This is a genomic window from Rhodohalobacter sp. 8-1 (genome assembly GCF_038150125.1).
In the GTDB taxonomy this organism is placed as follows: Bacteria; Bacteroidota; Rhodothermia; order Balneolales; family Balneolaceae; genus SW132.
In genome coordinates, this window is the sequence record NZ_JBBVMF010000012.1 from 18,155 (window position 1) to 36,603 (window position 18,449).

16 protein-coding genes are annotated in these 18,449 nt (G+C 44.8%); 13 read left to right on the forward strand and 3 right to left on the reverse strand.

Features of this window, described 5'->3' with window-relative positions:
• Positions 1-81: 81 nt before the first annotated feature.
• Together AABW11_RS12820 and AABW11_RS12825 are read left to right on the forward strand one after the other, a co-directional pair.
• Positions 82-882 (forward strand): 6-bladed beta-propeller, encoded by an 801-nt coding sequence (locus AABW11_RS12820; RefSeq protein WP_340105508.1) that lies wholly within the window; start codon positions 82-84, stop codon positions 880-882.
• 27 nt (positions 883-909) lie between these two features.
• A complete protein-coding gene (locus tag AABW11_RS12825) occupies positions 910-1,242 on the forward strand; it encodes a hypothetical protein (protein WP_340105509.1) in 333 nt (110 codons plus the stop codon).
• Positions 1,243-1,311: 69 nt separating this feature from the next.
• On the opposite strand, the gene hisE is transcribed toward AABW11_RS12825, so the two are convergent.
• Together hisE and hisF are read right to left on the reverse strand one after the other, a co-directional pair.
• Positions 1,312-1,611, reverse strand: a complete 300-nt coding sequence (gene hisE / locus AABW11_RS12830; RefSeq protein ID WP_340105510.1) for a phosphoribosyl-ATP diphosphatase — start codon at positions 1,609-1,611, stop codon at positions 1,312-1,314.
• A 5-nt stretch (positions 1,612-1,616) separates the two neighbouring features.
• Positions 1,617-2,390: an imidazole glycerol phosphate synthase subunit HisF gene (gene hisF / locus AABW11_RS12835; RefSeq protein WP_340105511.1), complete on the reverse strand. Its 774-nt coding sequence runs from the start codon at positions 2,388-2,390 to the stop codon at positions 1,617-1,619.
• A 448-nt stretch (positions 2,391-2,838) separates the two neighbouring features.
• Here hisF and priA point away from each other — a divergent pair, with 448 nt between their 5' ends.
• Together priA and AABW11_RS12845 are read left to right on the forward strand one after the other, a co-directional pair.
• Positions 2,839-5,262, forward strand: a complete 2,424-nt coding sequence (gene priA / locus AABW11_RS12840; RefSeq protein ID WP_340105512.1) for a replication restart helicase PriA — start codon at positions 2,839-2,841, stop codon at positions 5,260-5,262.
• 154 nt (positions 5,263-5,416) lie between these two features.
• The gene (locus AABW11_RS12845) at positions 5,417-6,394 is read left to right on the forward strand and encodes a DNRLRE domain-containing protein (RefSeq protein WP_340105513.1); all 978 of its coding nucleotides are present in this window, start codon (positions 5,417-5,419) and stop codon (positions 6,392-6,394) included.
• A gap of 2 nt (positions 6,395-6,396) precedes the next feature.
• Here the strand turns inward: AABW11_RS12845 and AABW11_RS12850 are convergent, their stop codons facing one another.
• Complete coding sequence (locus tag AABW11_RS12850; RefSeq protein WP_340105514.1) at positions 6,397-7,275, reverse strand: hypothetical protein; 879 nt, start codon at positions 7,273-7,275, stop codon at positions 6,397-6,399.
• Positions 7,276-7,641: 366 nt separating this feature from the next.
• Between AABW11_RS12850 and AABW11_RS12855 the strand changes: the two genes are divergently transcribed.
• The 9 genes from AABW11_RS12855 (at position 7,642) to AABW11_RS12895 (ending at position 18,224) form a co-directional block, all read left to right on the forward strand.
• Positions 7,642-8,259, forward strand: a complete 618-nt coding sequence (locus AABW11_RS12855; protein WP_340105515.1) for a hypothetical protein — start codon at positions 7,642-7,644, stop codon at positions 8,257-8,259.
• A gap of 131 nt (positions 8,260-8,390) precedes the next feature.
• Positions 8,391-10,313: a CBS domain-containing protein gene (locus AABW11_RS12860; RefSeq protein ID WP_340105516.1), complete on the forward strand. Its 1,923-nt coding sequence runs from the start codon at positions 8,391-8,393 to the stop codon at positions 10,311-10,313.
• Between the two features lie 48 nt (positions 10,314-10,361).
• On the forward strand, positions 10,362-12,263 hold the full coding sequence (locus AABW11_RS12865; protein WP_340105517.1) for a CBS domain-containing protein: 1,902 nt from the start codon (positions 10,362-10,364) through the stop codon (positions 12,261-12,263).
• Positions 12,250-13,407 carry a succinylglutamate desuccinylase/aspartoacylase family protein gene (locus AABW11_RS12870; protein WP_340105518.1) on the forward strand — a complete coding sequence of 386 codons (1,158 nt, stop codon included), beginning with the start codon at positions 12,250-12,252 and terminating at the stop codon, positions 13,405-13,407. Before AABW11_RS12865 ends, AABW11_RS12870 begins: the two co-directional genes overlap by 14 nt.
• Positions 13,408-13,493: 86 nt before the next feature.
• Entirely contained in the window at positions 13,494-14,366 is an 873-nt protein-coding gene (gene scpB / locus AABW11_RS12875) for an SMC-Scp complex subunit ScpB (protein WP_340105519.1), read from the forward strand.
• Between the two features lie 79 nt (positions 14,367-14,445).
• The gene (locus AABW11_RS12880; protein ID WP_340105520.1) at positions 14,446-14,904 is read left to right on the forward strand and encodes a MerC domain-containing protein; all 459 of its coding nucleotides are present in this window, start codon (positions 14,446-14,448) and stop codon (positions 14,902-14,904) included.
• Positions 14,901-15,230 carry a hypothetical protein gene (locus AABW11_RS12885; protein WP_340105521.1) on the forward strand — a complete coding sequence of 110 codons (330 nt, stop codon included), beginning with the start codon at positions 14,901-14,903 and terminating at the stop codon, positions 15,228-15,230. The genes AABW11_RS12880 and AABW11_RS12885 overlap by 4 nt, the downstream gene beginning before the upstream one ends.
• A gap of 611 nt (positions 15,231-15,841) precedes the next feature.
• Positions 15,842-16,030, forward strand: coding sequence for a hypothetical protein (locus AABW11_RS12890; protein WP_340105522.1), 189 nt, complete (start codon positions 15,842-15,844; stop codon positions 16,028-16,030).
• A gap of 367 nt (positions 16,031-16,397) precedes the next feature.
• Positions 16,398-18,224: a DUF5060 domain-containing protein gene (locus AABW11_RS12895; protein ID WP_340105523.1), complete on the forward strand. Its 1,827-nt coding sequence runs from the start codon at positions 16,398-16,400 to the stop codon at positions 18,222-18,224.
• Positions 18,225-18,449: the final 225 nt, after the last annotated feature.

An 18,449-nucleotide genomic window follows, 5' to 3' on the forward strand; every position in this document is an offset into this window, starting at 1 on the left:
TTGGAGAAAGGTGAAAAGGGAGAAGGCAAAAGTGAAAATGGGATTTAGGTTATTTTAACTATCATTAATAATATGGGTGTTATGGTTAGATTGTGTGTTAGTGCGTTGGTATTTGTGATTTTAGGGTGTTCGTCGGAACCGGAGATTGATCTTCCTGAAGAAGTGGCGGCGCTTGAGAATGTGTCTGTTTTTTTGGCTGATAGTGAGCCTGAGATGGAGTTGACTCTCACAAAGGAAGTAAGTTTCGGAGATACCGATGAACTGTTTCTTGGTGGTTTTCTCCGATCCGTTACGGATAAAGATGGCCGGGTAATTCTGGCCGATTTTCATCAAACACAGCTCCATCTCTACAATGCTGACGGTAGTTACAACCGCCCCATTGGACGCGAAGGTGAAGGGCCGGGAGAATACAGGCAGATCGGTACTATGCGAACTGGCGATCAATTTTTACACCTGATGGATCGCGGGCTAAATCGAATCACCCGCTATGATCTTGAGACCTTCGAAGTGGCGGGAGAAGCCTCTCTTGCGATTAAACAAACAGAAGGTGAGAACTTTCGATACCCTCAGGATTTTCACCTGACAGATAATGATGAGTATTTAATTTTAGTTGGCAGCGGATTCAGCGCCGGGGTGACTGATGACAGCCGCAGACCGACTGGTGGTCTGAAACTTGGCTGGAACGGCGATTCGCTCTCAACAGAAAGCCTGTTCTCATTTGATGCTTCCGAGGCCCTCGTGCATCGGGAAGGCGGCAGCATGAGGGTGATGAGCGTTCCCTACAAACGGTCCAGCGTTATCTCCTTTCAGAATAACCAACTCATACACGTTTGGAACGAACATTTTCTATTAAGCTTATATGATGAAAATGGTGAGTACTAAAGAGCTATTTATTATCCCTATCAAAACATGCCACTTGAAAGAGGAGAAGTACTGGAAATGTATGATGACCGCGACGAAGAGTGGTTTAGTATGGTACGAAATGACGACATGCCGGACACCTGGCCGTCATGGAATACATTTACGGTAGATAAGGAAGCCCGGATCTGGATTGAACGGCTGGTGGACGACTCAGAAAATACTGTTCTTCATGTACTCTCAGAAACAGGAGAACTCCTTTGCACAGTACGATGGAACAGGGAAAAAACCATTCAGGATATTAAGAATGGATACCTGTATTCATCGGAAGAAAACGACATGGGACTGCGCAAGATTGTTAAATATGCGGTTTCAATGGAGTGAAATATCAGGACCTAACACGAAACAAGTCAGACTCAGAGATTTCTCTTTTACCGAGTCTGTACAGTCAATCTATTTCTTACTCCGCAGCATCATCTCCTGAATCACGGTATCGAGCGGGATTCCACGCTCAACAAGAAGAACCAGCAGGTGATATATCAGGTCGGCTGATTCATTAATGACCTCAGACTGCTTCTTGTTTTTAGAGGCGATGACCGTTTCTACAGCTTCCTCGCCCAGTTTCTGAGCAATTTTATCAATTCCTTTTTTGAACAGTTTTGATGAATAGGAGCCTTTTGGCATCTCCTCTTTACGGCTGATGAGCAGTCGTTCGAGGTCGTACAAAAATTCAATTTCTTCTTTGGTATCCATATTTTTTAGTCAGTTGAGTTGTGAAGAATTCGCACGTCAATGCCTTCTTCCTGCATTTTCTTTTTTAATTCGTTGATTTCAATTTCCCTGAAGTGAAAAATACTGGCGGCCAGAACCGCGTCTGCTTTTCCGATGGTTACGGCATCACAGCAGTGCTGCTTGGTGCCGGCGCCGCCGCTTGCAATAACAGGGATTGTAATTTTTTCGTTAACCTCTTTGAGCAGATCCAGGTCAAATCCTGATTTCGTGCCATCGCGGTCCATGCTGGTCAGCAGAATTTCACCTGCTCCAAGCTGCTCTGTTTTTTGAATCCACTCGATAGCGTCGAGGCCGGTCGGTTTGGAGCCGCCGCTGATGTAGACTTCCCAGTGATCATCGGCCCGTTTTGCATCCACAGCAGCCACAATAGCCTGAGATCCGAATGCATCAGATGCCCGCGTAATAAGATCGGGATCGCGAACGATTGCGCTGTTCAGAGAGACTTTATCGGCCCCGGCTTTTAAAATATCTTCAATTTCATCAACGGTTTTAATACCACCGCCAACAGTAAATGGGATGTTAATATGCGCGGCAATGTCTTTAACCAAAGCAACCAGTGTTTTCCGTTTCTCCTTTGTGGCGGTAATGTCAAGGAATACAAGCTCGTCGGCTCCTTCTTCTGTATATCGCTGCGCAAGTTCCACTGGATCGCCTGCATCACGCAAACCGACAAAGTTCACCCCTTTTACGGTTCGGCCGTCTTTAATATCTAAGCAAGGTATAATTCGTTTTGTAAGCATAAATCAAGACAAAGAAGATAAAAAGATTTGCCGTAAAGTTGGATGGGAATCTCTTTATTTAACGAATGCGTTATCGTGAGTTTAATAGATGATCAATTGCCACATTAAGATACGTTATTTAGACCAAATTTAAATCGGTCGCGTGGAGAAACTTATGTGATGGGCTATTTCGTTAGATAAATGAACACGAATCAAATACGGAGAAACCATGGACAAGCCAGTAAAATGCCCTGAATGCGGAGCCTCAGCAATTGATCCCTGCCAAAAGAAACCCATCAAGCAGGATGAATGCGTTCGGCAAGAATAAATTGACATTAATTTTAGGATTTAGATAGAGCCGCGTTTCTAAAACGCGGCTTTCTTTATGTAAAGAAGTAAAACAATTGAGTCGCCGGGTGTACTGCAGGACTTTTATTCCATTTCAGTTTGAGATTCTTTAGTTTCGGGCATGCCAATCACATATGCCGACATTGCTTTTCCCACCGCTGTCCGACAAGTGTTTACCTACGAAACCCGATATGAAACCATTCAGCCCGGAATGAGAGTTTGGGTGCCATTGCGCAAAGAGTTCGCAATAGGAATGGTAGTGAATGTTCACACCGAAAAACCCTCCTTTAAAACGCGTTCTATTGAGCGGGTGCTCGACAGTGATCCCATCATGACACCCGGAATGCTGCAGCTCACGGAATGGATTCACAGGTTCTATTATTGCAGTTGGGGAGAGGCCATCCAGGCGGCCCTTCCCGTGGGGTTGAATTTTTCATCGGAAAAAGTACTCCAGGTGAAAAAGGGCTACAAGGGTGATCCCGATTCCAGGGACCTGGAAATGCTCGATGAAATAGAACAGAACCGCTACACTCAAAAGGCTGCAGAAAAAAGATGGCGGGAAGGGATTGAGAGGAAGCGTCTTAAGAAATTGATAAAAAAAGAATGGGTGACGGTTTGGGAGAAGCCACGCCAGCGAGTCGATTACAAAAAGATAAAACACTGGACTATTCCTGACTCTGTAAACCCGGAAGAAATTAAAGCAGAGTTATCGGAATCGGACAGGAACAATAAGTGGGTTCAGGCTTTTCTTGAACTTTCTGAAATGGACCTGCCGCTGCCGCATCGCGAGTTATTGGATGAAGGGCTGTTTACTCCCTACACGCTCAAACGGATTGAAAAGGAGGGATGGATTGTATCAAAAGATTTACCCGTAAAGGGACCTGAAGATTACAAAGGGATTCATCAACCCGAGCTCATTAAAACGCTCTCTGGCCAGCAGCAGGATGCTTTTGAACAGATAAAAGCGACATTGGAAGCCCGGGAGTTTAAAAGTTTTCTCCTGTTTGGCGTGACCGGTTCCGGCAAAACAGAGGTCTATATTCACGCTTTGAAATACGCGCTTGAGCAAGGCCGGGGTGGGCTTGTTCTGGTACCTGAAATTGCACTCACTCCACAAACAGTTCAGCGGTTTTTCCAGATCTTTGGTGACCAGATTGCTGTTTTACACAGCCGAATGAGCGAACGTGAGCGGTTTGAAGCGTGGAAGAGCCTGAGGTCAGGCGAGAAGAGAATTGCGATTGGGCCGAGGTCGGCGGTATTTGCCCCGGTACAGGATGTGGGACTCATTGTGGTAGATGAAGAACACGACACCTCGTACAAGCAATACGATCCGGCGCCAAGATACAACGCCCGGGATGTAGCTGTGATGCGGGCACATATGGAGGGCGCAGTTGCCGTTCTTGGATCGGCCACGCCCGGTATGGTATCCGTAAAAGCGGTGAAAGAGGGTAAGCATGATCTTCTGCACCTGCCGCTACGCCCTACTGGGTCAATGCCGGAGGTGAAGATTCTGAATATGATTGAGTATAAATCAGCCATGCGGGGGCCGCTCACAGTTGAACTACATCAAGAGATTGAAAAGTGCCTTGAGCGAAAGGAACAGGCTATTTTGCTCTTTAACCGACGTGGATACGCATCATACTTGCAGTGCGAAGATTGCGGCCACATACCGCAGAGTCCGGAAAGTTCAACGAGCCTGACCTATCACAAAAAGAAAAATATATTACTCTGCCATTACAGCGGGTATTCGCGGCGGGCCGACACGAGGTGTGAACTCTGTGGGTCAGAAAACCTGAAAACGAAAGGGAGCGGCACTCAGCAAGTGGAGGAAGAAATCGCCGAACTGTTTCCTGATGCGCGACTGCTGAGAATGGATCGGGATACGACATCCGGAAAGCACGGGCATCAAAAAATTTACAGGACGTTTCTGTCAGGTGAGGCAGATATTTTGATTGGAACACAAATTGTAGCCAAAGGCCTCGATTTTCCAAACGTGACTATTGTAGGCGTGATTAATGCCGATACGGAACTGGCATTTCCGTCCTTTCGATCTGGGGAGAGGATGTATCAGTTACTTAGCCAGGTAGCGGGGCGGGCCGGGCGTGCAGAGAAACCGGGCGTTGTGTATGTTCAAACCTGGAAACCGGAGCACCCTGCTATCAAGTGCGCAAAAACACACGATTTCAAAGCCTTTGCCCGGCATGAAATGGCCGAACGGAATATGCTTATGTTTCCACCATTCTCCCGGCTTGTGGTATTTCAGTTCAAAAGCCCTTCGTGGAGCAGTGTTCAGCAGATTGCGGAGACGTTTTGCGATGCCATTCGGCTCGTGATTGGTGAAGAGACAGTATCGGGCCCGTCGCCGTCGGTCATTGAATGGATGAACGGCCAGTACCGCTGGGAGGCAAACATCAAGCTAAGCCGCAATTTTAACGCCCACAATATGGAGCGTATTTTGGACGGTATTTTTGATCAGTATGGCCGAATGAAACCTAAAGGCTCAAGCAAAGTAAGAATCAATGTAGACGTGGATGCTGTGGAATAGAGATTAATTCAGTTTTTCTAATAGATAGATGCCCTAAGCAAAAAGCAAGACAGATTGTTAGAGACTTTTGATGATTATTGTCTCAATGTTCTGTTAATTGATTATATGAAACACGTGAGAGTTGGAAAATCTCAAAAAAATAAAATCAAAAGATATGAAATCAATATTACAGTCTATAGCCTGCCTGATGGTCTTAATACTGTCCTCAGGAACGATAATGGCTCAAAATGTTACTGAACTTACACCCTCAAAAAATAATACGCTTTACGAATCTGCGGAAGGAGATCTGTGTAATGGGACAGGTGATTATATTTTCGCAGGAGTCACAAAAAACGGAGATATCAGAAGGGCACTACTACAGTTTGATTTGTCAGAAATTCCTGAAGGTTCTCAGATTGAAAGTGCAGAGCTGAAGCTTGTGATGAACATGACAATTGCCGGCACGAAAAACATGACCCCCCATGAGGTGTTAACAGCATGGGGAGAAGGAAGTTCTGACGCAATCGGACAAGAAGGCGCTGGAGCGGAGGCTACACCGGGTGATGCAACATGGGTTCATACTCTCTATCCTGATCAAAACTGGAGCAGTACGGGGGGCGATTTTAACGATACGGTTATAAGCTCGGCTGATGTAGACGCAAATGGAAGCTATACCTGGGCCTCAACACCTGAATTTGTGTCTCTTATTCAAAAATGGCTGGAATCTCCGGAGGATAATTTCGGCTTGATTTTAATTGGAGATGAATCAGAAACAACAACAGCAAAACGGTTCAGCAGCCGGCATAATCCCAATGAAGGAGATCGGCCAATATTGAGAATTGAATATACCGCTGAGACTACTTCTACAGATATTTTTGCTGAGCGGCCTGACAGAATTGAGCTGCATCAAAACTATCCGAATCCATTTAACCCAACGACCACAATTTCATTTTCACTACCGGAAGCATCTTTTGCCGAGATTGCAGTTTACGATATGCTTGGCCGGAAACTTCAATCCGTTCTGAATGAACGGGTACAGGCAGGTAAGCACTCAGTTGCATTTGATGCATCAACGCTTTCAAGCGGCGTGTATATGTACATACTTCAAACAGAAAACCAGCAACTTACACGTCGGTTTACGGTGCTGAAATAAACTTATCTCCCGAATGGGATTGTTATCCCAAGCCAGGGAATTCCTACAAAGAAGCCGAGATCTTCAAGCGGACGAAGCAGAGCGAAATCCACGGCGAAATTTTCAGGCGCCCAGCGTACCCCGAATGAGACCATTCCGCCGGCGCCTGTATTCGGCACAAAATAGTTTTCACTGATTAGAAAAATACTCTTTCCTGTGCGGTACATGCCGCTGATATTAACAACCGGCGTGCTTGATATTTCGCCTTCTCCATAGGCGTATCCGAGTCCTATGGTGGCGTTTTTATCGGCGTTTCCGACTGTGCCAGTTCCATATAGCAGTCCACCACTTCCGCCATCTTCACCGATCACTCCGCCAACAAGTGCGCCAGCCGACAAATGAACTAAATCATTGGCGAGGGGAATTGATAGTTTTGGCATAATCCAAAAGGGAGTAACGGGTGATCCGAACAGAAACAGGGGGACGGTACCGGCTCCTAATGAAAAGTTATTTGTTATCCCGTAGTTGACGTTATTAAATAAGATCCATGTGTTTTGATAGTATCCCTGTCCTTTTTTTATGCCAAGTGCATTCGGCGCAAACAGGTAGCGAGTGCTTTGTGGATTTTCGTGCCAGTATTGGTTGTCTCGCATTCTGTCTCGATCAAGCAGCGTCATTTCTTTGATATTTTCCCGGCTGATTGTAATATCGCCGGCAGAGTCGGTTAGGATAGTGACATCTTCATTGGTCTCTGATATTAAATCTCCGATAAATACATTGCCGTCAACAGTCTCGATGCGGTAGGTTTCTGATTCCTGGGCTGCTACTGATTCTGGCGCAATAAAAAGAACGACACTAAGAATTGAGAATATTAAAATACTGATAGATTTAGAGGAGATCATTTTTTATTAATTAGGTGTATGATGGGGTCTGTAAATTTTAGTGGTTGGTAAAGCTCTGAGTTAAGATGTGATACCTTCATTAATCCGTTGAGTATCAAGGCAAAACGTTCATAGAATGCTTTGCAAACTCCTCTGTCGGCTGGTTTAGTTCCGAAGGAATACCTTTTGGGGCCGGCTGATAGGTGCCCTAACCCGTCAGTCAGCTCAAGCAGCTTACAGACGGGTAGTAATGCAAAACCCTATCATAAAATGTATGCTGATTTAAATATCATTGAAATTATTATATCATAATAAATTACTTTTCATTATCCTTGAAATTATAATGATTTGCTAATGTACATCAACACGTAAAATCCGGAGACCGATATGGGTATTACAATACACTATAGAGGGAAGATTGACAGAATTAATGATGTAGCTCAATTGAGCACAGAGATCAAGGAGTATGCAGATATTCTGCAGTGGGATTCACGTCAGTGGAAGGAGAATTGGAATTTGCCAAATAGTGCCGCCCTTGAAAAAAATAAAGATGGATTAGCACTCTCGGGCCATATTCCCATTCGGGGAATTTCACTATTTCCTGATCCGAATTGCGAGCCATTGTTCCTGACTTTTTGCAGGGATGGAACTATGGCGAGCAGCATGAATATGGTAATTATGGCTGAAAAGGACTTTGATTCGGACGGCATATGGCTGAGCACAAAAACTCAGTTTGCTTCAACAGATATACATATTTCAATCATCAAACTACTGAGATTTGTGAAGTCAAAATATGTATCTGACCTGGAAGTTCGTGATGATGGTAGGTATTGGGAAAGCGGGGACGCTGCGAACCTTGAAGAACGTTTTCAACGGATTGGCGCTGCGATAGATTCTCTTCCGGGTGCCCTCAACCTTATCCCCCAAAAAGAGTTAAAGAATAAGACTCCTGAAGAAATTGCCGATTTTATTGAGAATATGATCAAGAGAAAATTCGGGAAGTAAGTCTAAACGATTATCTGATTTGCAGCAAAAGGTGCGCAGATTGAAACGTGAAAGTGTGCTGTTAAAATAAGACTTGCTTTAAGGCCCAAATATTTAATTATTAAAGCATTCCTTCATTTAATAATTTTTCTATGGGCGAAGAGCGTGTTAAGGTACCTGAGTCGAAAGAACAGTCGCAAAAGTTCCTCAAATATTTGCTTCGTGATGTACGGGCGATGGGGCGTATGCTGAAAGAGGGTTGGTTTGAGATCGATAATATCCGGATTGGAGCAGAACAAGAGCTTTGCCTTATCGATAGAAACGCCAAACCGGCACCTATTGCCATGGAGCTTCTCGAGGTTCTCAATGATAAAAGCTTCACCACAGAACTCGCCAAATTTAATCTTGAGACGAACCTGGACCCGCTGCTTTTTGAGGGGAAATGCCTCTCTCAAATGGAAACTAATATTCAAGATAAACTCGAGTACATCAGGGAAACCATCAAGCAGTTTGATGGAGATGTGGCTCTCGCGGGTGTTCTGCCTACTATACGGAAATCCGATCTCGATATTGAAAACCTGACGCCACTGCCCCGCTACCGCGCTATTTGTGATGCCATCAATAAACTGCGGGGAGAGGAGTACGATTTGCGAATACAGGGAGCTGATGAGCTTTTGATGAGATTTGATACCCCGCTTCTTGAGGCATGCAATACCGGGTTTCAGGTACACCTGCAGGTTAACCCCGATGATTTTGTTCAAAAATATAACCTGGCCCAGGCTATCACCGGGCCGGTTTTAGCCAGTGCCGTAAACTCGCCGCTTCTGTTTGGGAAGCGCTTGTGGAAAGAGACCCGCATTGCGTTGTTTCATCAATCGGTGGATACGCGCCAGGTGGGGGATCATTTGCGGGAATCGAGCCCAAGAGTTACATTTGGTAACCAATGGCTGGAAAAGAGTATTCTCGAGATTTACCAGGAAGATATCGCGCGATACAGGGTGATACTAAGCTCAGAAATTGACGAAGATGTTGAAGCCATGATGGCTAATGGTGAAGTTCCCAAACTGATGGCACTGCAGGTTCATAATGGAACCGTTTACCGATGGAACAGGCCTTGTTATGGTGTGAGCAACGGAAAGCCGCATCTTCGGATTGAAAACCGTGTGTTTCCCTCTGGCCCAACTGTGACCGATGAGATTGCTAATGCAGCATTTTGGCTTGGCCTGCTGAATGGTATGGATAATGAGTACAACGATATCACAAAAAACCTCGATTTTGATGACGCAAAAATGAACTTTTTTGCAGCATCAAAGCTCGGGCTCGATACTAAGTTCAAATGGGTGAATGATTCGCGTTACTCGGCCGTGGATTTAATCTGCAAAGAACTTCTGCCGCTCGCCCGTGAAGGTTTGCAGAAGACCGGTATTGACGAAGGTGACATCGCCAGCTATCTCGATGTGATTGAAGAGAGAACGGAGGTAGCACAAACCGGTAGCTACTGGATGGTTCAATCTTATAACTCTCTCAGCAAGTCAGTCACCCGGGAACAAGCGCTTACTGCCGTTGTGAACGCGATGATCAAAAATCAGAAAAAAGGAGAACCGGCGCATAAATGGGGACTTGCTAAGCTAAGCGATATGGAGATGTGGCAGCCATCGAGCCTGCTGGTTGAGGAGTTTATGACCACCGACCTGTTTACCGTTCAGCGAGATGACATTATTGAACTGGTAGCCAATTTGATTGACTGGCGCCGCATTCGTTATGTGCCCGTTGAAGATGATAATAAACATCTTGTGGGCCTGGTAAGTATGAGAATGGTGTTCAGAGAATATAATAATATAATCCACGGGCAGGGCGAGGCGAGTACATCGGTTGATGATGTGATGATCCGAAACCCGATTACAATCCACCCGGAAGCATCAATCCTGGAAGCGGTTGATATTATGGATTCTCAAAAAATTGGCTGTCTTCCCGTTGTAAAAAACAACAGACTTATTGGTATTATTACAGAACAAAACTACATGACAATCACAAAACGACTTTTAAAACGTTTGCATAATGATGCAGAAGGCTAACACTTCCATCAACCCCCATCGGAAAATTAGAAATAAGGACGACACTATATGGGAACGCAAGACATCTCTATTGCGAGGGATCCGCAGTCCAAAAAAAGGTTTCTGAAGCACCTGCTACATGATGTTGAAGCAATCGAAAAAATCATGGAGCGTGGTTTGTTTGAAGCGGGTATCACAAGGATCGGGGCTGAACAGGAATTTTGCCTCGTTGATAAACATTTTAAACCGTCGCTGAACGCACTGGAAGTACTCCAAAAAGTGAATGACAGCCACTTTACCCCCGAACTTGCGCGGTATAATCTTGAAATAAATCTTGATCCACTTCCGCTGACGGGTGATAGCTTTTCGAAGATGCACACGAAACTCGACTCTCTTCTTGAAAAAGCGTCGAATGCAGCCGCGACTATCAACGAGCAGATTATTCTGGCTGGCATTTTGCCAAGTATTGATTACCGGGCGGTGCAGCGGAAATATATGACACCTCGCAAACGATATGAAGAACTCGGCCGAATTATCCTTGAGCTACGGGGTGAGGATTTTGAACTGAATATTACCGGGGTGGATGAACTCATGATTTCGCACCAGAATATTCTGTTTGAAGCGTGTAACACAAGCTTTCAGTGTCACTACCAGGTTCAGCCCGATCGGTTTGCGGACTCTTATAACTGGGCTCAAATGCTGGCTGGCCCGGTGTTGTCGGTCGCAGCAAATTCACCCATTCTGCTTGGCAAACAGCTTTGGTCAGAAACACGAATTGCCCTGTTTCAACAAAGTATTGATACAAGGGGGAAAGGGTATCATCTGCGTGAGCGGGAGCAGAGGGTGACATTTGGGAACCGCTGGATAAAAAATATTGGTGATGTCTTTAAAAATGATATTGCTCGTCACACGCTTCTCTTTTTAATGGAAATTGAGCGCGACTCTCTCGATCTGCTTGCTTCAGGAGAGATCCCAAAACTTGAGGCGTTACAGCTTCATAACGGAACAATTTACAAGTGGAACCGGCCCTGTTACGGTGTTAATGATGGTAAGCCGCACCTGAGAATTGAGAATCGGTATCTGCCATCGGGGCCTACCACTGCAGATGAAATTGCAAATCTTGCATTTTGGTCCGGCCTGATGGCAAACATGCCCGACTCGTATGCGGGCAATTGGGACGCTCATGACTTTGATGACGCCAAAGAAAATTTCTACAAAGCGGCTATGTGGGGCATTCAAAGCGGAATGGTTTGGGATGGAAAGTTGATGTCTGCCACAAAGCTGATTCTCGATGTGTTGTTGCCGATGTCGCGTAAAGGGCTGGAGATGATGGGTGTTCATGAAAAAGAGATCGAACACTATCTTGATATTATCAGGGAACGAGCCGATAAAAAAGCTACAGGCGCGCGGTGGATGGTAGGCAGTTTCAGGCGGCTGAAAGAAACACTGGATAGAGAAGAAGCATCCGTTGCACTGACCGCAATTATGGATAAACGACGGCGGTCTGGCGTTCCGGTGCATGAATGGAAACTGGCATCGCTTCAGGAAATTGAATCCGTAAATATTCAGTACGATGTGGTTAGCAACGTGATGTCGACCGACTTGATTACTGTTACTAGCGATTATATAGTAGAATTGGTCCTGAAAATCATGGAATGGAGAAATATACGTCATCTGCCTGTTGAGGATAACGACGGACAATTAAAAGGTATCATTACAAAAAAGCGATTGGATCGTTATCTTGAAGGCTCGAAAGATGCCAGGCAGATAACCGCCGCAGATGTGATGGATCAACATCCGACAACCATCAAGCCGGATGCTGATATTAGGTACGCCATGCTTCTTATGCTGGATGAAGGAATCAGCTGCCTGCCTGTGATTGAACAGGGTAAATTAATTGGCATAATAACTGATAAAGATACGCAGAGTATCTGGAGTAAGATCAAAAAGAATTCACATGCGAAACAGTGAACCACAGGACGTGATAATACAGGGGACAGAGCGAATTCGCTGGAGTGTGCCCGGTAAAGAAGAAGGGCCTGTTATGGTAGTTTTTGCAGGAATTCACGGAAATGAAACTGCAGGAATTCATGCGATAGACTCTGTGGCTTCTGATCTTGATGAAGCAAATAGCGATCTGAATGGATCTGTCTATTCTATTACCGGAAATATGAGGGCCCTTGAGCTCGGCGTTCGGTATGTGGATACAGATCTTAACAGACTGTGGGAGAATGGGTTTGATCGGTCTCAATATTCCCCGTCAGGCACGGCCAATCACACAGTTGAATATAAAGAAAGTCTTGAAATTAAACGGGCGGTGGAATGGATTCTGGATAAGCACCGTGAGAAAGCGTCCCGGTTCATTTTTATAGATCTCCACACTACATCTTCAGAAAGCTGCGCATTTATCCTGATTAATGATACGCTTGCCAACCGGGAACTTGCACGGAAATTTCCCGTTCCGCAGATCCTGGGTTTTGAAGAGAACATTCATGGAACGTTACTGAGCTATATCAATAATATCGGGCATTTGTCGCTGGGCTTTGAGGCGGGAGCACATACAGACGAGGCTTCAATTGAGCGCAGTAAAGCTTTTTTATGGCTTGCCATGCACTGGCTTGAAATCAGGCGGCTCAGCGATTCGGATGTTGAATATTATGAACATCAGCTCGACATTCACCCAAATGTTCCAGATTCTTATTACGAGGTTAATTATCACAAAATAGTGAATGATCCCACCAAGTTTGAGATGAAGAGCGGGTTCCAAAATTTTGACATCATAAAAAAAGGAACGCCGCTCGCAAAAGAACACGGGGAAGTTATCGAGGCCCCGGTCTCTGGCAGAATATTTATGCCGCTTTATCAAAAAAAGGGCCGTGATGGATTTCTGATCATTAACGAAGTATCGCCATTCTGGCTAAAACTGTCGGCCTATTTGCGAAAAAGCTTTGTCCATAAATTACTGAGGTTTCTGCCCGGTGTTTATGTTGTAAACGAGCGTGCCTTCAAAATTGACCTGACCGTTGCAAAATTTCTGGTTAAAGATATTTTTCACCTGTTTGGATATCGTGTGGTCAGAACCGGTGAAGACACTGTTATTTGTTATCGGCGTTAATTTTAGTTTTGCTGATTCCCCTCTATCTTGTTCGGTAATTCTTACTCCCATAATCAATTATCTTTTATCTAATATCTATCTGAATCATGCTTGATTACCGATTTGTAGATGGTACCCGACTAACCTCCGTAGTGGAAGCCCTGATATTTTCAAGTCCGGAACCGCTGTCATGGGAAAAACTTTCGGAAATTATTCAGAAGGATGAAGAAGAGCTTTCTCTTGATTATGAAACAATTCAGAGAATCGTGACCCGGCTGAATGAGCGGTACGAAGAGAACGATTTGTCGTTCAGGATTGAGGAAACGGGCGGCGGATTTACGTTTGTAACGCAGCCCCGGTACCATCCATGGCTGAGTATTTTTCAGCACGAAAATGCATACCGGAAATTATCGCAGTCGGCCATTGAAACGCTTGCCATTGTAGCGTATCGGCAGCCGATTACCAAGCCGGAAGTAGACCAAATTCGCGGCGTGGATTCGGGCTATATTCTGCGTCAGCTACTGGAAAAGATGCTGGTAAAAGTTTCAGGGCGGGCCGATTCACCGGGGAAGCCGCTGCTTTACAAAACAACAAAATATTTCCTGAAACACTTCGGAATTAATTCAGTAGATGAGCTGCCAAAACCGCGCGAAATCGACGAAATTCTGAAAGATGATGATATGGCCGATCACCGGCGCTTACTGATGGAGCGGCAGATGGAACTGGAAGAGGGAGATGCAAAAGAGATGATTGAGTATTACGAGGAAGAACGGTCGGCAGAGTCAGGCGAATCCGCTGACGAAAATGCTCTGACTGATCAGGATAATGACTCTGAACAAAGTGAAGAGAAGTTAAGAAAAGTAGATGATACCGATGAGAGGGAAGATGATATACAGGGCAGCATAGATCATGAAGAAGAAGATTCAGGAGCGAGTGACACTGACACCGATTCATATTCGTCAAACGGTTCTGGTAAATAACATCCAATCAGCTTCTTGAATCACACAAATAAAGTGTGTACTTTTATACACACTTTAATATTCATTCACTACATTCCTTTTGACTGAAAAATCTGCAACAGCCTCAGTGCTATGGGATCGGTTCGGAGTAGGAGTTTCCACCATTTGCGCGATCCACTGTCTTTTCTTCCCGGTGTTGATTTCTTTACTGCCGGTGACGACATTCCTGCCAGCGATGCATGACTGGGCTCATCCTGTATTTATTATCACGCTCATTCCGATCGTTTACTTTGCATCCCGCCGGAGCCACTACGATCCAAAAATTGTATCATTTTTAACCGGAGGTTTTATCATTGTACTGATTGGCTGGCTCGGGGGGCATCTGCTTTTTGGTTATGTTTTTGAAACAGTAGTCACGCTTTTTGGAAGTGTTATTTTGATTGTGGGACACTGGTTCAACTATCGACACCATCGACAGTGCAAGAATCATTCGCATGAACACCATCCGGTTGCGGAGAAAATGGCCGAAAGTCAACATCAAAAGGAGACTGCAGAATGAAGCGTCTCAACTTTACACTCGATGACGACACGGTAATGCTCTTGGAAAAGCTTGCCGGCAAGTACTACGGCGGTAATAAATCGCAAACAGTGCGAGCAGCCCTGGAAAGTCTGGCTTCGCATGCGGGTCAGGAGGGGTGGGTTATTAAAGGCTACACGCCGGTGAAAGCTGATCATGAAGTGAGTTGTCACAGCTGTGGAAACGAACAAAACGAAGGAAATATGCTGTTCAAACCGGTATTTGAGCGTGGCAGCAGTCCTGGCGCAATTAAGCGCATTCCCAGCGAGGAGTGGGTAGAGTGCCCGGATTGTTTAGAGACGAAGTAAGGGCCCTAAATTGCAGAGATTGAGTTGCACGTTCCTGAGTGTCCTGCGTCTAAAAGATCTTTACTTTGAATTAGCCACTCTTTATGGTTCATTTTGTTGTTGAATCGACGTCTATATATTTTAATAAATACTGCTCATTTCCTGTTCTCAGCAATTCGAAACAGAATTTGAACCTGCTTCAGAGAAACCAGCACATTATTTTGCCACTTTAGGGATTGCTCAGGACGCCGCTTTTCTGCAAGCTGATTGTGACAGTAAACAGTGCCGCCTCTATTTCTTTTTAGGTGGAAAGGCCCTTTGGAGAAAAGCTGCAGGTCACCACACACCCGATTTCTATATTGATGAAAGCAGCATGAAATTAGGCGTGCAGGCGATGGCCAATCTTGTGACTGGCTATATGGATAAGGGTATGGGTAGTGCAGGTAACTGATACAAGGCATCTCGTTGCGACTATCAATATTCACAAACCGGTAGAATCTAGCGAGTAATGGCCTGAAAAGTTGCTAAAGAGATCAAATAAGCTGTATTACTAATCAGTTGAGTAAGTAGGAGTTTAGCGAATCGCGGCATTCAAACCTGCTTAGGTTTCTAAAAAAACAGGAGAAAACGGTATGGGTATATTCTGGGAGTTGATGCAGGAGAACGAACTGGATGAACAAAAGTCCAGGGCTGATACACTGGAGGAGAGAGTGGATCAGCTGGAAACAGATCTTGATAAGACACGCAAACTGCTTCGGAAAACGCTGGAAGCCCCGGAGCACCATATCCAGAAATATATTGATGGTGACGGAGCTTATTAGTTGATGGTAGAAGGTTAATAGTCGATAAACTTTTCAAATTAAGATCCATCTACCATTGACTATTGTATATTGGCGACACGCTTTTTCAAGTATCACAAGACTCAGGGCTCATACTTAAATTGCCATCACCGGAATATTACTTTACTTCGTCCTGAAGTTCCCAACCCTCCGAAAGAGTTAAAATTCGGCTCCCACGATTACCACTTTGTCAGGTTCAACTAAAATCACTTCATCGCAATCTGAACCGGGTTGAAATACTGAAGTTTGTGCTGGCAAGAAGCAATAAAAGAGAAAATAGTTTTTCATTTTGAAAGGAATTTGATTTCATTAAAAGGCAAAACATATTAAAATACTGTTCCTTTATTATATGGAGATTAAAAAAATAAGCCTTTTTGTTGTCTTAGCTATCTTCTTGCTGAGTTGTAATGTCAGGCAATCCTCTGTCTCACAGATTCAGCAATGGCATCCTTATACCATTTCATTTGAAGGTCCTGCAACCTCAGAAGATAGTTCTGAAAACCCCTTTATGCAGTATTTACTGCTGGTTGAATTTGAGCACGAAGAGATGACAAAAGTAATTCGCGGTTTTTACGCCGCCGATGGTAACGCCGCCGAAACCAGTGCGGATTCAGGTTCAGTTTGGCAGGTTAGTTTCAATCCTGACCAAATTGGCGAATGGACGTATAATGCCTCACTCTTTAGAGGTGACAGCATAGCCATATCACAAAATATTGAATCAGCTGAGCAAATCGCACTTTCAAACAGCAAAGGTACATTTAAAGTTATCCCTTCTCAGGAACCATCCCCGGATTTCAGGGCTCAGGGAAGAATTATTGCAGAAAACGGATTCTTCAAATTTGAAAATTCCGATAACTATTTTTTGAAGGCCGGAGCTGATAGTCCGGAAAACTTTCTGGCTTATGAGGACTTCGACAATACCTACCGGATGGAAGCTCTAAACAAAGAGGGTGAAGCCCAGACAACAGGAGAAATCCATCGTTATGAACCCCATGTACAGGATTGGAATCCCGGCGACCCGACGTGGCAAAATGGAAAAGGAAAGGCAATTATTGGCGCGACCAACTACCTGGCTTCAAAAGGAATGAATGTGGTTTACTTTCTTACGCTGAATATAAAAGGTGATGGAAAGGATGTATGGATGTACCGAAGCACCGATGATTTTTCCCGGTTTGATGTGAGTAAATTGGCACAATGGGAAATTCTGTTTCAGCATATGCAATCGAAAGGAATTATGCTGCATATTGTATTGCAGGAGACCGAGAACGAAACCATGCTGGATGGTGGCGATATGGGTCCTTTGAGGAAGTTGTACTTTCAGGAACTGATCGCCCGGTTTGGGCATCACAATGCTTTGGTCTGGAATTTAGGAGAAGAAAATGGGCCTGCTCCCTGGGTTGAAACCGGAGCGCAAACCGATGCTCAAAGAAAAGCAGCAGCCAGATTTTTTAAAGAGAATGACCCGTATAATCATCCGGTTGTCATCCACACACTGCCGAACGAAGATTTGCGGGCACCGGTCTTAGCCCCTTTGCTTGGTTTTCCCTACCTGGATGGCATTTCGCTTCAGCATTACGAGCGCGAGAGTGCTGCGGAGGTAGTGCAAAATCTTAAGGAAAAGTCAATTGATGCCGGACATGAATGGCTTGTAACGATGGATGAAATCGGGATGTGGCATACAGGTGCCAAAGTAGACGCGGCCGATCCCAACCATCCCAGCCTTACTCATTTAGTGCTGTGGGGAACATTATTATCGGGGGCTGCAGGTGTGGAGTGGTACTTTGGAGCCAACAGCCCGCATAACGATCTGACATCCGAAGATTGGAGACAACGTGACCAATTATGGGAGATAACCAATCATGCAAAACTGTTTTTTGAGGAGCATCTCAACTATTGGGAAATGGAACCCAATCATGGATTAATAAATAAAACCAAAAGTTTTTGTTTGGCTAAACACAATGAGATCTATGCGGCGTATATCCCAAACTATTCCGAAACAACCGTAGACTTGAGTAAGGCGACCGGCGACTTCGATATTTTTTGGTACGACCCTTTAAAGGGAGGTACACTGCGAACCGGTTCGGTAGAACGGATCCAGGGAGGAAGTATGCAAAACCTCGGTCTCCCTCCAACAGAGAATAAAAAAGACTGGGTAGTGCTCATTCGCAAAAGCTGATGGAACAGGGGCCTCGCGTTGCGAGGTGGTTATTGGTTGTTTGGTTAATTCGTGTATTGGTTGTTCGTTATCGGGAAAGGGTTTGAGCTAAAAAAATAACGATCAATTTTCGCTTCGAGCTTCTCCAATTAGTTGAGAAGTGATATTTTACTTTTCAGGTCTCCCGTCTCACGACTCACTACTTAAAAACATCCAGCAAACCGCCCAAATGAAACTTGAAAATAG